Source organism: Allobosea sp. TWI1241 (genome assembly GCF_039673065.1).
Lineage (GTDB): Bacteria > Pseudomonadota > Alphaproteobacteria > Rhizobiales > Beijerinckiaceae > Allobosea.
Map to the genome: position 1 here is coordinate 1 of NZ_JBDJKW010000020.1, position 16,008 is coordinate 16,008.

Consider the following 16,008-nt stretch of genomic DNA (forward strand, 5'->3'; position numbering starts at 1 on the left):
CGCGGCGATCGTGAACCCGCCGCACGCCACGATCCTGGCGGTCGGGGCCGGCGAGCAGCGCCCGGTGGTCAAGGGCGGCCAGCTCGCCATCGCCACGGTGATGTCGGTGACCCTCTCGACCGACCACCGCGCCGTCGACGGCGCGCTCGGCGCCGAGCTCCTCGCCGCCTTCAAGGGCTATATCGAGAAGCCCATGACGCTTCTGGTCTGACTGGATCGCCGCGGGCCGCGAGGTCCGCGGCGCTCTCGTCCCTGCCGAAAGCCGGCTTCAGTTCGCCAGCGCCCGGCGCATGCGCAGCCGCATCTCCGGGCAGTCCGGCATCGCCCAGTTGGGCTCGACGTCGAAGAACAGGTCGAGCGCCGCCACCGCATAGGCCGGCAGCTCGCGGACGTTCTCGCGAAACGACCACCAGATCCTGAGATCGTCTACCGCCTGCGCCAGCGGAATGGTGCGGCCGAATTCCTGCTCGTGCACCGCATTGACCGCGCTGATGCAGAAGTTCGTGTAGATGAAGCCCTCGGGCCAGAAGCCGGCGATGTCGGTCTCTGCACCGCCACCGCCTGGGACCGCGCGCCCGGGACGGGCCGTGACCGGTCGCGCCGCGATCAGCCCCTTGAGCACCAGTCCGCCGGCGAACAGGATGAAATCGGCACGATCGCGCGCCGCCAGGTGCTTCTTGTGCTCGATCACAGGGAGCCAGCCGCGAAAGACGCGGTCGAGCGCTTCGTCATCGATCTCGATGGCGAAGCTGTGTTTACGCTCGAGCGTCGCGAGACAGTTCCGGAAAGACTTCCGAAACCAGAACTTCTGCCTCAGCCCGCGCGCGAGATCCGGGCCGGCGATGAACTCGTCTTGTCTGAGCAGGTCCATGGTGTCGATCCCGGCGAAGACGATGAGCCTCCGACCCAATGGAAACTGTACATACCCCCTCGGCGGCAGTCAAAAGTTCAAGACCTGCCATGCTCGGCCAAGATCGCGCACCGTCCCATCGCCACTGGCAGGTGTCCAGAATCCCGTTCCGGCACAACGCTACGTCTCATGTCGGCCCGCGAGCGCTAAGAATCCGGATACCCTTGAGTTATCATGGCACACAAGCGTCCCAAAAATGGCTTTTCCGCGTTACCACACATTCAAAGCAGTCGCAGAAAGTAAAACTTGTCAGAGCATAAGCTTTCGCAGACGCCTCGAATCATGGTACGGCAGCGGCCAAGGCCGGCTGGGGAGCTTCGCCAAGTGACAATTGTTGACGAGCCGCGCCGTTTACGCAGCGTCCTGCCGCGTCCGAGCCTCGCTCTGGCGCTCGAACCGCGCTTCATGTTCGATGCCGCCGCGGCTCCGACAGCTGCGGCGCTCGCCAGCGATGCCGACGCCCATCTCGCCGGCTCCGAGGCCGCCCGCCCGCAGGAAAGCGCCGACCGCTCCGCCCCGCCCGCCGCAGCCGATCAAGACGCGCGCGCCGCGACCGCGACCGGCGGCGAAACCGGACGTGCCACCCGCGAAATCGTCTTCGTCGACGCCCGCCTTCCCGATCTGGCCCAACTCGCGCCCGCCCCCAACGTCGAGCTGATCGTCATCGATCCGGATCGCGACGGCCTCGCCCAGGTCACCGAGGCGCTGGCCAGCCGCCGCGACATCGACGCCATCCATTTCGTCGGCCATGGCGAGGCAGGCGAGTTCTCGCTCGGCCGCACGGTCGTCGACGGCGCGCTGGTCGCGGCCCGCCAGGGCGAGATCGCCTCTTGGAGCGCCGCGCTCACCCCCGACGCCGACATCATGATCTGGGGCTGCGACGTCGCCGCCTCGCCCGAGGGCGAGGCGCTGCTGCACAGCCTGGCGCTGCTGACCGGCGGCGACGTCGCCGCCTCCAGCGACAGCACAGGTTCGGCCGCGCGCGGCGGTGACTGGTCGCTCGAGAGCAGCACCGGTGCGATCGAGGCGGCCGCGCCCTTCGAGGCCGCGGCGCTGGCGAGTTGGGGCCATCTGCTCGCCCCGCCGACCCTGACCGGCGAGCGGAACGTCAGCGTCTCCGAGCCGAGCACGCTCAACGACGATCTCGGCACCAGCAGCTCGCTGCGCCTCGGCGACGCCGGCTGGAGCATCGGCTACCAGCCGGCCGACGCGGACGACCTCGTCACCGTGACCGTCAACGTCGCCGATACCGGCATCGGCGACTTCGTCGACACGGTCGGTGGCGGCGTAGCTTCCGGCGGGCTCTGGACCTTCCAGGGCACGATGGAGCAGGCCAATCTCTGGCTGCAGGGGATGACCTTCCAGGCCGCCGACGTCGAGCGCGGCAATGCCATCGCCACCACGAACGTCACCGTCTCGGTGACCAACGACAGCGATTCCGGCACCGCGACGCGTTCGCTCTCGGTGCGCGTCACCGCCTCGAACGACCCGACCGTACTGGGCGACGTCACGCTCGACGTGGACGAGATCGATCCCTCGGGCAATCCCAGCGTGACGGTGCTCGACGGCACCGTCCTCGCCCCGGTCGACCCCGAGGTCGAGCATGGCTCGCAGACCAAGAATCAGATCGTCTACACGCTCGAGACCGACACCCAGTACGGCTATCTGACGCTGGGCGGCGTGCGCATCGGCCAGGGCTCGGTCTTCACCCAGGCGGATGTCGAGGCCGGGCTGGTCGCCTATGTCCACACCGCCACCGGTGCCGACCAGAACACGCAGGAATCCTTCGTCGTCCGCGTCAACGACGGCGCCACGCCGCTGCATCTCTCGGAGATGGCGACGGTCCGGCTCAACATCCGCCCGGTCAACCAGGCGCCGACCGTCTCCGGCGGCGGCCCGGTCTATGAGGGCCAGCCCGCCAACGCGGCCTCGCCCGGCCCTTCGCCCTCGATCGTCGGCAACTACATCCTCGCCGATGGCGGCGGCGATCCGGGCGACCCGACGCTGACCGTGCGGCTGGATTCGCTGCCGCGGGACGGCCTGCTGCATTTCCGCGGCGAGGTCTCGATCGGCGGCGTCACCCAGACGATCGACCGGATGGTCACCGACGCCGACATCGCCGCCGGCTTCAGCTTCGCCTATGCCGACCGGGCCGGGCTGACCTACACCCATGACGGCGTGGACCTGGCCTCAGGCCGGCCTGCCCCGCAGGACAGCTTCGACGTCACGGTGACCGATGGCGGCGGCGGGGCCGGCGCGGGCGCCGCGCTCTCCAGCTCGGCCACCATCGTGCTCGACGTGCGGCCGGTGAACGACGAGCCGATCTGGGTCGAGAGCAGCACCCGAACGGCGACGGTCGACGGCGGCTATCACGTCACGCTCGACGCCTCGATGCTCAACGTCACCGACTCCGATTCGGCCGACAGCAGCCTATCCTTCATCGTCACGGGAGCTGATTTCGACCAGGGCCGGCTCTATCTGACCCCGCCGGACGGCGGCGCCGCGGTGCCGATCCCGGTCGGCGGCACCTTCACCCTGGCCGACGTCAAGTCTGGCCGGGTGACCTATATCCAGCATATCGGCGCGGCCGCCGGCGACACCGACAGCTTCAACTTCCGCGTCGTCGACAACGGCGTCTCGCTGCACTGGCGCCCGGACGGCACGCATTACGAGCGGCCGAGCGGCGTCTATGCCGACCCGGCGCTGGAGAACAGCGCGCTGCGCAACTTCACCTTCACCATCAACCTGCACGAGACCCCCACCGGCGAAGGCGGCGTGCTGCCACCCTTCCCGGACCTGACGCCGGCGCGCGCCAGCAGCGAGCATGCCGGCACCGACCAGAGCGGGCGCACTATCGGCAGCCTATCCGAAGGCGGCACGATCACGCTCTATGACGGCAAGCCGGTCGGCGGCGTCGACCGTCCGGGCCTCAGCTATTCCGTCGCCGGCGTCGCGCCCGAGCAGATCGTCTATACGGTGATGTCGTTCGACGGCGTCGCCGACGGCTGGAACGGCGAGCTGCAGCTGCTCGTCGAGGGCGACTGGGTCACGCTGAACCAGTATGACAGCTTCACCCAGGACGATCTCGACAATGGCCGCGTCCGCTTCGTCCATGACGGCGGCGAGGATTTCGAATCGAGCGTGCGCCTGCGCGCCTCGGCCGGCGTGCTGGTCGACGACGGCGCCGGCGGGCTGGCGATGGACGAGTGGATCACCGATTTCCACTTCTTCGCCAAGCCGGTGAACGACGCGCCCGTCGCGGAAGGCTCCGGCGACAACCTGATCAAGGAAGGCGACACCGTCGCGATCACGACGGGGATGCTGAACTTCAGCGATGTCGACGACACCGCGAGCGAAGCCTTCTACGAGGGCGCCGCGACCCTGCCGGGCGGCGAGCCGAACTACGCGCTCAACCATGACGGCGCCGCGCCGCTGACCTTCACCATCACCGGCCAGCCCGCCAATGGCGTGCTGCAATGGTTCGACGGCACCAGCTGGCAGCTGGTCACCCAGGCGACCGTGCTCCACGCGAGCTGGCTGACCAGCGACCCGGCGACCACGCGCCTGCGCTATGTCCATGGCGGCGGCGAGAATCTCTCGGACGGCTTCTCGGTCCAGGCGACCGACCGCTGGGGCGCACAGTCCAACAGCGCGAGCGTCGGCTTCACCATCACGCCGGTCAACGACCCGCCGGACATCGCCTCCGACCCGACCCAGCCCGACCCGACCGGCCCCTGGCCGGGCGGCGGCGGCAGCGGCGCGGTCAACGAGCCGATGCGGATCATCTACGAAGGCTCGTGGAAGAAGATCGACGCCGGCATGCTGCAGGCCGTGGATCCCGACAACGACGCCAATCAGGTGCAGTATTCGGTGACGCGGGCCCCGGCGCATGGCCGGCTGGCCTATTCGACCGACGGCGTGACCTTCACCATGCTCGGCGTCGGCTCGTCCTTCAGCCAGGCCGACATCGCCAACGGCCGGATCTATTACCAGCACAATGGCGACGAGCCGAACGGCAACGGCTATCCGGACACGCCCGACGACACCTTCCGCTTCACCCTGTCGGACGGCGCCAGCGAGGTGCCCGGCCGCGAGTTCTGGATCTATGTCGAGCCGACCAACGACGCGCCGGTGGTCACCGCGCCGTCCGGGCCGATCCGCTCGACCGACACAACGGTTTCGGTGCCGGGTTTCTCGGTCGCCGATCCCGATCTCGCCGATGGGCTGATCGCGGCGGAGGCCGACTTCCTGCAGGTGACGGTGCGCCTGCTCGACGCGAACGGCAACCCTCTGGCGCAGTCCGGCTATGCCGGCGTCACGCTCAGCGCCACCGGCGCGACCGTGGACGCCACGCGTGACGGCGTCGGCGGCATTCTGGTGCTGCGCGGCACCAGCGCCGAGATCAATGCGGCGCTGGCGACGCTTTCCGTCCAGTTCAGCGACGATCGCGACGCGATCTACCAGGTCCAGGTCATCGCCGACGACCGCGTGCGCGATTCCGGCGGCACACTGGTCGACCGCGATCCCGCCGCACCCGGCGTGAATGTCGGCGGCAATGGCGGCGGCACCTTCAACCAGCCCGACACGCCTTTCGTCGGCCTGCCGACCCCGGTCTCGGACTACGACGCCTTCGACTGGTACGCCGACGCCGTGCCAAGCGACACGAACGGCGATCCGGCGATCGCGTCGCTGGTCGGCAATATCTCGGCCGCCGCGGTCACCATCTGGGCCTCGACCGTCAACGACCCGGCGACGATGACCGGCAACGGCGCCGCGACCGTCTACGAGGACCAGCGCACCTTCATCGGCAACCAGATCGCCTTCCAGATCGCGGACGCCGAATCGGCCGCCTTCGGCACGCCGGTCACGGTCACGCTGACGGTTCCCTCCGGCACGCTCTCGCTCGGCGCCCTGCCGGCCGGCCTCTCGGTCACGGTCGGCGGCAACAACAGCGGCACGCTGGTCCTGACCGGCACGGCTGCCGACATCCAGGCCTATCTCAACGACAGCCTGCACTATCAGAGCGCCAGCAACCGCAACCACGACATGAACGCCGGCGATGCCGGCGACGTCACGCTGCGCGTCACCTTCGACGATACCGGCTCGAACATCGGCAGCGGCGGCACCTCCGCCAATCCGGCGCCGCTCGATGTCGCGCTGACCATCGTGCCGGTCAACGACCGGCCGGGCGTCACGCCCGGCACGGGCACGGTGATCGTCAGCGGCACGACGGCGGTGACCGGCGTCTCGGTCAGCGACCTCGACATCAACAATGACGGCTCGGCCACGCCGGCCACCGGCGAGACCGACTTCATCCAGGTCACGGTGCGGCTGAGCACCGGCGCCGGCACGCCGCTCAGCCTCGCCCAGCATGGCGACGTGATCTTCGCCTCCACCTCGGCCCCGGCCGAGGGCGCGACCTTCGAGATCGACGACGTCGAGACCGGCAATGGCCGCGCGCTGGTCATCCGCGGCACGCTCGCGGAGGTGAACGCCTATCTGAGCGGGCTGACGGTGACGCTCCAGGGCACGCTCGCCAACAGCGACAACAGCTATCGGATCGACATCATCGCCGACGACCGCGTCCGCGACGTCGCCACCGGCACGCTCGTCGGAACCGCCGCCAATGGCGGCGGCAACAACAACGCCGCCGGCGGAACCGTCGCGGTGCCGACGACTGCGATCAATCCCTATGGCGCCGTGCCCGGCGGCCTGACCGCCAACGTCAACACCGGCACGCGCACGATCTTCCCGAGCTCGGTCAACGACGCGCCCGAGATCCGCGTCAACATGCCGCCGGTCACCGAAGGCGGCAGCACGGTGCAGCTGAGCGGGATCGTGATCAGCGATCCCGACGCCCAGGCCACCGACATCCTCGAGGCCGTGCTCAGCGTCCCTCCGGGCTTCAGCTTCTTCAACTATGTCGCCAGCGGCGCCACCGTGACGGAGACCGGGGGCGTCGTGACGATCCGCGGCACGCTGGCCCAGATCAACGCGGCGGTGAACACGTTCACCGTGCTGCTGCCGGACGAGCCCGGCGCCCCGCAGCGCACCGACTGGAACGGCAGCTTCGATGTCACGATCGTCGTCAAGGATTTCGGCAATCGCGGCGGCCGGCCGACGACGCTGCCCGGCGACACCGACGATCCGCGCTCCGAGACCGGCGACCCGTCCTATGCCGATCCGGATGCGAACGACGGCGACCCAAGCAACGACAACCACCTCGTCACCACCCGTATCTTCACCGTCACCGTGGCGCCGGAGAACGACGCCCCTGTCGTCGTGCCGGTCGGCGGCTCGACCACGATCGCGCTACCGGGCACCGAGGATACCAGCGGACCGGGCGTCCCCGCCCATTCTGTCGGCACGCTGTTCCAGCCCTATTTCAGCGATCCGCGCGACGCGATCACCGGCGGCTCGATCGCCGACGGCTTCGCCGGCGTCGTCGTGGTCGGGGTCTCGAGCAACGCCGCCCAGGGCGAGTGGCAGTATTTCGACGGCACGAGCTGGCTGGCGATCGGCACGCGCACCGAGGCCAACGGCCTGTATCTGGCCGCCGACGCGCAGATCCGCTTCGTGCCGGCCGCCAACTTCCACGGCACGCCGGAGAGCCTGACCGTGCGGCTGGTCGAGAACGACGCCGGCGGGGATGCCGGCGCTTTCACCCCGCCGGTGACCGGCCAGGTCATCGATCTCTCGGGTGCGGGCGCGACCGGCGGCACCACCCGCTTCAGCACCGGGACCGTCGTGGTCACCACCGCGATCGCCAACGTCAACGACGCGCCGACCCTGACCGACGCCACCATGCCGGCGATCGACGAGGACTTCACGACCTGGGTGGGCCAGACCGTTCAGGTCGTGTTCGGCTCGCATTATTCCGACGCGACCGACAACCAGAGCGGCATTTCCGGCGGCGGCAATGCCGCGACGCCCTTCGGCGGCATCGCCATCGTCGGCAACCATGCCGATCCCGCCGAGGGCGAATGGCAGTACTCGCTCGACGGTGGCGCCAGTTGGACCGCAATCGGCACCGGCGTCAGCGACGCCGACGCCATCGTCCTGGCGCCAACTGCGCGAATGCGCTTCGTCCCGGCCGCGGACTTCAACGGCACGCCCGGGCGCCTCGACATCCGCGCCTCGGACACGCCGGTCACGCCCGGCAGCGGCGTCGACATCGGCAGCGAGATCGGTGGGGCGGGCAGCCACTGGTCGGCGACCGCGGCGCTGCGCATCAACGTCAACCCGCTCAACGACGCGCCGGTGCTGTCCGGCACGCCGACCAATCCGACCGTCACCGAGAACGGCGAGACGGGCACCGGCCAGAGCATCCCGCCGACCCGCCTGTTCGCGCCGGGCTCGGTCAGCCTGTCGGATATCGACCTCTCGACCACCACGGGACTGGCGACCGACACCTTCGGCGCCGGCGAGATCGACCTGACGCTCGGCGCCAGCTATCTCGCGGGCGACCGGCTCGCCATCGACATGACGGGCTACACCCTGCCAGCGGGCGTCTCGATCGACACCACCCATGACGGCAGCAACGGCCGGCTGGTGATCCGGCTCGACGGCGACACCCGCATCGCCGAGGTGATCGCGCTGATCGAGCGGCTGACCTATGCCAGCAGCAGCGACAACCCGACCGATTTCGACGCCCGCACCAGCCGCAGCTACACGCTGGTCGTGCGCGACGGCAACAATGCCGACCCGCAGGGCGACACCGCCGGCGGTCCCGCCAGTCTGGCTTCGGCGCCGATCAACGGCACGATCACCCTGGTGGTGGTCAACGATCCGCCGATCGCCGAAGACAATGTCAGAGCGATCGCGGAGGACAGCGCCAGCGTCTCCGGCAACGTCATCACCGATCTCTCGCCGCTCGGTGCGATCGACCGCGATCCCGACACGCCGGTCGGCGACCTGCGGATCTCCGGCATCGCCTTCGGCGCGACGACGGGCACGGTCGGCACGGCGCTGGCCGGCGCCTATGGCACGCTGACGCTCAACGCCGACGGCAGCTACACCTACGCCCTCGACAACACCAACCCGGCCGTCAACGCGCTGAAGACCGGGGAGGCGCTGACCGAGGTCTTCACCTACACGCTGAGCGACGGCACGGCAGTCGACACCGCCAATCTGACGATCACGATCAACGGCCGCACCGACGGCGTACCGACCGTGACGCCGACGGATCATAACGGCCTCGCCCTCGGCCAGAACGAGGTCCACGAGCGCGGGCTCGGCGACGCCGGCGACAGCAGCGAGACAACCACCGGCACGGTAACGCTGACCGCGCCGGACGGGCTGAGTTCCGTCACGGTCGGCGGGCAGACGCTGACGCTGGCGCAGCTCGCGGCGCTCGGCACCACGCCGGTGACCATCACCACGCCGAAGGGCGTGCTGACCCTGACCGGCTTCACCGCGACCGCCTCGGTCGGCAGCATCCCGGTCTCCGGCACGCTGGCCTACAGCTACGAGCTGACCAGCGCGCAGGACCATGCCGGCGGCGAGGTCACCGACGACTTCGCGCTCTCCGTCCTCGATGCCGGCGGCGACAGCGTGTCTGGCACCCTCTCGATCCGCATCGTCGACGACGCGCCGGTCGCCAACAACGACACGGCGATGATCGCCGAGAACGACGCCACCGTCACCGGCAACGTCGTCACCACCGGACCGGGCGCAGACAGGGTCGGGGCCGATGGCGCCACCGTCACCCGCATCGCGTTTGGCCCGACGGTGGGCACGGTCGGCAGCGGGCTCGACGGCGCCTATGGCACGCTGACGCTCAATGCCGACGGCAGCTACAGCTACGCGCTCGACAACGACAATCCCGTGGTCAACGCCCTGCGCGACGGCCAGACCCTGACCGAGGTCTTCACCTACCGCATCACCGACGGCGACGGCGACGAGGCCACCGCCACGCTGACCATCACCATCGACGGGCGCACCGACGGCACCAACACCATCGTGCCGCGCGATTCCAACGGCACGGCGCTGGGCCAGAACGAGGTCAGCGAGGTCGGTCTCGGCCTGCCGGGCGACGCGAGCGAGACCACGACCGGCACCATCGACCTCACCGCTCCCGACGGGCTGACCTCGGTCACGGTCGGCGGGCAGACGCTGACGGTCGCGCAGCTCACCGCGCTGGGCACCACGCCGGTGACCATCACCACGCCGAAGGGGGTGCTGACCCTGACCGGCTTCACCCCGACCGCCTCGGTCGGCGGCGTGCCTGTCTCCGGCGCGCTGACCTACAGCTACGAGCTGACCAGCGCGCAGGACCATTCCGGCGGCGAGGTCAGCGACGACTTCGCCCTGGTGGTGACCGACGTCAACAGCCAGACCGCGACCGGCACGCTGGCGATCCGCATCCTCGACAGCACGCCGCAGGCCGTCGACGACACGGCGACCGTCGCCGAGGACGGCGCGCCCGTCACCGGCAACGTCTTCGCCGCGGGCGGCCCGGGCGACGCGCCCGATGCAATCGGCAATGACGGCAGCGCCACGGGTGGTCCGGTGACCGGCATCGCCTTCGAGGGCGCCGCCGGCACGGTCGGCAGCGGCCTCGCCGGCCGCTACGGCACGCTGACCCTGAACGCGGACGGCAGCTACAGCTACGACGTCGACAACGCCAATGCGGCGGTCAACGGGCTGCGCGACGGCCAGACGCTCACGGAGGTCTTCACCTACCGCATCAGCGACGCCGACGGCGACCACGCCTTCGCCACGCTGACCATCACCATCGACGGGCGAACCGACGGGCCGCCCGCCATCGTGCCACGCGACGCCAATGGCGGCGCCACCGGCGAGAACAGCGTCAGCGAGCGCGGCCTCGGCGATCCGCGCGATGCGAGCGAGACGACGCGCGGGGTCATCGACCTCACCGCACCCGACGGCCTCGCCTCGGTGACGATCGGCAGCCGCACCGTGACCGCGGCCGAACTCGCCGCGCTCGGGACGACGCCGATCCGCATCGTCACGCCCAAGGGCGTGGTGATCCTGACCGGCTTCACCCCGACGACGAGCATCGGCGGCGTGCCGACCGCAGGCGAGCTCGCCTACAGCTACGAGCTGACCAGCGCCCAGGACCATGCCGGCGGCGAGGTCACCGACGATATCGCGCTGCTGGTCACCGATGCCGGCGGCGACAGCCAGAGCGGCACCCTGACGATCCTGATCGCCGACGACGCACCACAGGCGGTCGACGATCGCGGCAGCGTGGACGAGGACGGCCCGCCGGCGACCGGCAACGTCATCACCGACGCGCCGGGGGCCGATCGCGTCGGCGCCGACGGGGCGAAGGTGACGCATGTCTCCTTCGGGGCGATCCAGGGCACGGTCGGCAACGGCCTGCCCGGCCGCTACGGCCAGCTGACCCTGAACGCGGATGGCAGCTACAGCTACGTCCTCGACAATGCCAACCCGCGCGTCGATGCGCTGCGCGACGGCGAGACCCTGACCGAGGTCTTCACCTATCGCATCACCGATGCCGACGGCGACGAGGCGATCGCGACGCTGACCATCACCATCCGCGGCCGGACCGACCCGGTCGCCCCGCCAGTGCTGGTCGATACGCCGGAATTCGGCGGCAGCGGCCTGCCGGAACGCGCCTACGCCATGACCACGGTCCAGCTCGGCGCCCTCACCTATCTCGAGGGCCGGCCCTATGACCGCTATGTCACCTTCACCCAGACCTCGTCGCAGCAGGTGCTGTTCCGCAAATGGGGCGGCGGCGGCCTGGGCGGGCTGGTCTACGAGGCGACGCTGGGCGTGAACCAGCCGCTGCCGTCCTGGATCAGCTTCGACCCGACCATGCAGATGGTCACGGCGACGCCGGGCTATGACGTGCCGCCGGGGGTCTACATCGTCAGGGTCGTCGCCCGCGACGCCGACGGCAACTACGCCGAATCCTCGGTGGCCTTCCACGTGCTGCGCGACATCACCGAGACCTTGCGCCTGCTGCGGGCCAGGGCCGAGACCATCATCCTGCCTGACGCGCCGGCCGAGGAGACCGACGCGCCGGGCGAGGCCGCCCCGGCCGAGCGTTCGCTGCCGCTGCGCCGCGGCACGCCGCCGGCCGATGCGCCCGAGGCCGAGCCCAAGGGCGATGCCGGGCGCGACGGCAGTAGCGATAACAAGCCCGAGCCCCGGCCGCGCGAGAGCCGGCTGCCGGACGCATCCGAGCCGGCCCATGCCAGCTCGCTCAGCCAATCCCTGATCCGGGCGGGCAACGCCGCCCAGATGATCGAAGCCGCCCGGTTCCTTCAGGCCCTGGCCGGCCCCGCTTCCGCCGACGCCGAGTAGTTGCGTTCCTCCGATGACCAGAAAGCCCCTTGTTGAGGTCGCAATGCACCCGATCGTTCCCATCCTCGCGCTGTCCCTCGGGCTCGGCGCCTGCGCCCTGCAGCCCGAGCCCTTCACCAAGGCGGAGAACGAGACGCGGGCCGCGCTGGACCTCGCCGCGCTCGACAACAACAGCCCGGCGCCGCACCGGCCGATCACCCTGGCCGAGGCCCAGGCCCGCGCGATGAGCTATAATCTCGACGCGCGGATGCAGATGTTCAACGCGGTGCTGCAGCGCGAGCAGCTCGACCTGACCAAGCTCGACATGCTGCCGAACCTGACGGCGAATGCCGGCTACGCCACGCGCGACAAGAGCCTGGTCAGCTCCAGCGCCAGCTTCCGCGACGGGCAGATCCAGCCCTCGAACTTCCAGACCACCTCGGTCGACCGCGAGCGCACCTTCGCCGACCTGACTCTGTCCTGGAACGTCATCGATTTCGGCCTGAGCTATCTCCAGGCCAAGCAGCAGGCCGACCGGGTCAACATCGCCGAGGAGCAGCGGCGCCGCGTCGTCAACAACGTCTTCCAGCAGGTGCGCAACGCCTACTGGACGGCCGCCGCCGCCGAGCGCGTGCGCCCGCAGTTGCGTCAGGTCCTCGCCGAGGCGCGGCGCGCCCAGAGCGCCTCGCGCCAGATGGAGGCGCAGCGCGAGCAGAAGCCCGACCAGGCCCTGCGCTACCAGCGCGACCTGCTGGAGCTGATCCAGGAGCTCGAGGCGGTCGACGATCAGCTCGCCATCGCCAAGGCGCAGCTCGCCCAGCTGATGGGCCTGCGCCCGGGCACGCCCTATCGCCTCGCCGTGCCGGCCACGCTGCCGGCGCTCGGCCGCATCGGCCTGAGCATCGACCAGATGGAGCGCGTCGCGCTGGTCAACCGATCCGAGCTGCGCGAGGAGGGCTACAATGCCCGCATCGTCCAGAACGAGGGCCGCCGCGCCCTGCTGCGCCTGGTGCCCGGCGTCACCGTGCTCGGCTCGCTGAACTACGACAGCAACAGCTACCTGCTCTACAACAACTGGCAGGAGGGCGGGGTGCGCGTCGCGGCGAACCTGATCCGCATCCTGACCAACGCGCCCAAGATCATGCAGCTCAACGAGGTGCAGGGCGAGATTTCGGAGACGCGGCGCCTGGCGACCACCGTCGCCGTGCTGGCGCAGGTGCAGGTCTCGGCGCAGCAATACCAGATCGCGCAGAAGAACTATTCGCGGCTGAACGCCATCTCGACGATCAACCGGCGCATCGCCCAGCTCTCGCGCGACGGCCAGGCGGCGCAGACCACCTCCGACATGGAGGCCATCCGCGAGAAGGCGGCCTCGGCCCTGATGGAGCTGCGCAAGCACCGCGCCTATGCCGACCTGCAGAACGCCCATGCTGGCATCCATGTCAGCCTCGGCCTCGACCCGGTGCCCGAGCACGCCCATCACAGCGACCTCGCCACGCTGACGCAGGAGATCAGCCGGCGGAGCTCGGCGCTGAACGCCGGCCGCATCGAGGTGCCGCGCCTCGACAAGCCGGTGCCGGCCGCCGAGGGCACGCCGGTCGCGGCCAACCGGTCCTGAGCCGGCGGGGCGCCGGCGCGCCGGGAGCGAAGACCATGCGGGTGCCGACCCTCGCTTCACGCGCCGGAAGCCGCCTGGCCCCGGCGCTGCTGGCGCTTGCGCTCGCGGCGGGCGCGCGGCCCGCCGCCGCGCAGGAGCGGCCGCGGGACCCGGTGCAGGAAAAGCTCGAGGTGCGCGCGCAGCTGATGCCGCGCCATGCCACCGTCCTGTCCAGCGAGATCGCCGGCAAGATCGACACGCTGCCCTTCCGCGAGGGCGAATCCTTCGAGGCCGGCCAGACAGTCGCCGCGCTCGACTGCACCTCCTACGCCGCGCGCATGCAGCTCGCCGACGCCCGCGCCACCGCGGCCGAGCGCAAGCTCGAGGCGGTGCGCGTGCTCGACCAGCGCAAGGCGATCGGCCGCATCGACCTCGACCTCGCCACCACCGATCTCGACGCCGCCCGCGCCGAGCAGCAGCTCGCCGCCAAGGATGTCAGCCGCTGCACGCTGACCGCGCCCTTCGCCGGGCGCGTCGCCGAATTGCGGGTGAAGCGCCACCAGTTCGTCGCGGCCGGCGAGCCGCTGATCGACATCCTGAACGAGCGCGAGCTCGAGGTGGAGCTGCTGGTGCCGTCGCACTGGGTCTCCTGGCTCGCCGCCGGGACGCCGTTCACCATGGCGATCGAGGAGCTGAAGCGCGACTATCCGGCGCGCGTCACCCGCATCGGGCCGCGCATCGATCCGGTCAGCCAGACGGTGAAGCTCTTCGGCCGGATCGAGGGCGCGCATGCGGAGCTGATGGCCGGGATGAGCGGCATGGCCGGCTTCGCGCCGCCGGAGCCCGCGCCGGCAGCCCGTGCCCCGGCCCCGCCCGCACCATGAGCGGCCCGGTCAACGCTCCCGCCGCGCGCCAGCTCATGCTGCTCTCGCTGCTGCTGCAGCTGGAGCGCAAGGCCCGCGCCGCCGCGCTCGACGAGCTGGGATTCCTGATCGTCAACGAGACCTACGGGCTGGTGCCCTATCGCCAGGCCTGGCTCTGGCGCGGCGCGCCGCGCCCCGCCGTCATCGCCGTCTCGGCGGTGGCGCAGGTCGACCGGCAGGCGCCGCTGATCGTCTGGCTCGGCAAGCTGTTCGCGACCCTCGCCGCCGGCGGCGGCCGCGAAGCGCGCGCCGTCACCGTCGCCGATGTGCCGCAGGCCTTCGCGGCCGAATGGGCGGAGTGGCTGCCGCCCGTGCTGGTCTGGCTGCCGCTCGGCCATGGCGAGGACGTGCTGGTGCTCGGCCGCGAGACGCCGCTGGAAGAGGGCGAGCGCCAGATGCTGGCCTTCCTGACCGATGCCTATGGCCACGCGCTGGCGGCGCGCCGGCCGCGCGGGCTGGCGCCGGGCTCGCTCTCGCTGCTGGCGCGGCGCCCCCGGCTGATCGCAGCCGGAAGCGTGTTCCTGCTGCTGGCGGCCGGGGCGCTGCCGGTGCGCCAGAGCGCGCTCGCCCCCGCCGAGATCGTCCCGCGCAACCCCGCGGTGATCCGCGCCCCGCTCGAAGGGGTGGTCGAGCGCATCCGCGTTTCGCCCAACCAGAGCGTGGCCGAGGGCGAGGTGCTATTCAACCTCGACGACCGGCGCCTGCGCAGCCAGATCGAGGTCGCCGGCGGCGCATTGCAGGCGATGGAGCTGGAGCTGCGCCAGGCACGGCAGTTCGCCGTGGTCGACCAGAAGGTCCGCGCCTCGCTGCCGACCCTGCAGGGCAAATACGACCAGCAGCTCGCCGAAATCGCCTTCCTGCGCGAGCAGCTGGCGCGCATCGAGGTGCGCGCCCCGCGCCGCGGCGTGGTGGTGCTCGACGATCCGAACGAATGGCTCGGCCGCCCCGTCGCCATCGGCGAGAAGGTGATGATGGTCGCCGACCCCGACAGCGTCGAGATCCAGGTGCGCCTGCCCGTCGCCGACGCGATCGGCCTGACCATCGGCGCGCCGGCTCGGCTCTTCCTCAACACCGCTCCGGAAAAGCCGCTCGACGCCGTGCTGACGCAGGCCTCCTACCAGGCGACGCAGGGGCCGGACGGCATCCTGGCCTACCGCGTCAAGGCGCGCCTCGCCGAGGACACGCCGGTGCCGCGCATCGGGCTGAAGGGCACGGCCAAGCTCTATGGCGAGACCGTCCCGCTCGCCTATGCCCTGTTCCGCCGGCCGTTCGCGGCCCTGCGGCAATGGATCGGACTCTAG

General features: G+C 70.5%; 6 protein-coding genes. 5 read left to right on the top strand and 1 reads right to left on the bottom strand.

Features of this window, described 5'->3' with window-relative positions:
• Positions 1 to 211 (top strand): 2-oxo acid dehydrogenase subunit E2 (locus ABE438_RS18835; RefSeq protein ID WP_346504210.1); only part of this gene is annotated, 211 nt, incomplete at its 5' end.
• Positions 212 to 268: 57 nt separating this feature from the next.
• On the opposite strand, the gene ABE438_RS18840 is transcribed toward ABE438_RS18835, so the two are convergent.
• Entirely contained in the window at positions 269 to 871 is a 603-nt protein-coding gene (locus ABE438_RS18840) for a hypothetical protein (protein WP_346504211.1), read from the bottom strand.
• Positions 872 to 1,234: 363 nt separating this feature from the next.
• Between ABE438_RS18840 and ABE438_RS18845 the strand changes: the two genes are divergently transcribed.
• Genes ABE438_RS18845 through ABE438_RS18860 form a run of 4 tightly spaced genes read left to right on the top strand, consistent with a single transcriptional unit; the run spans position 1,235 to position 16,008 of the window.
• Positions 1,235 to 12,208, top strand: coding sequence for a VCBS domain-containing protein (locus ABE438_RS18845; RefSeq protein WP_346504212.1), 10,974 nt, complete (start codon positions 1,235 to 1,237; stop codon positions 12,206 to 12,208).
• A gap of 43 nt (positions 12,209 to 12,251) precedes the next feature.
• Positions 12,252 to 13,805 carry a TolC family protein gene (locus ABE438_RS18850; RefSeq protein ID WP_346504213.1) on the top strand — a complete coding sequence of 518 codons (1,554 nt, stop codon included), beginning with the start codon at positions 12,252 to 12,254 and terminating at the stop codon, positions 13,803 to 13,805.
• Between the two features lie 35 nt (positions 13,806 to 13,840).
• Positions 13,841 to 14,668: an efflux RND transporter periplasmic adaptor subunit gene (locus ABE438_RS18855; RefSeq protein WP_346504214.1), complete on the top strand. Its 828-nt coding sequence runs from the start codon at positions 13,841 to 13,843 to the stop codon at positions 14,666 to 14,668.
• Positions 14,665 to 16,008 carry an efflux RND transporter periplasmic adaptor subunit gene (locus ABE438_RS18860; RefSeq protein ID WP_346504215.1) on the top strand — a complete coding sequence of 448 codons (1,344 nt, stop codon included), beginning with the start codon at positions 14,665 to 14,667 and terminating at the stop codon, positions 16,006 to 16,008. The genes ABE438_RS18855 and ABE438_RS18860 overlap by 4 nt, the downstream gene beginning before the upstream one ends.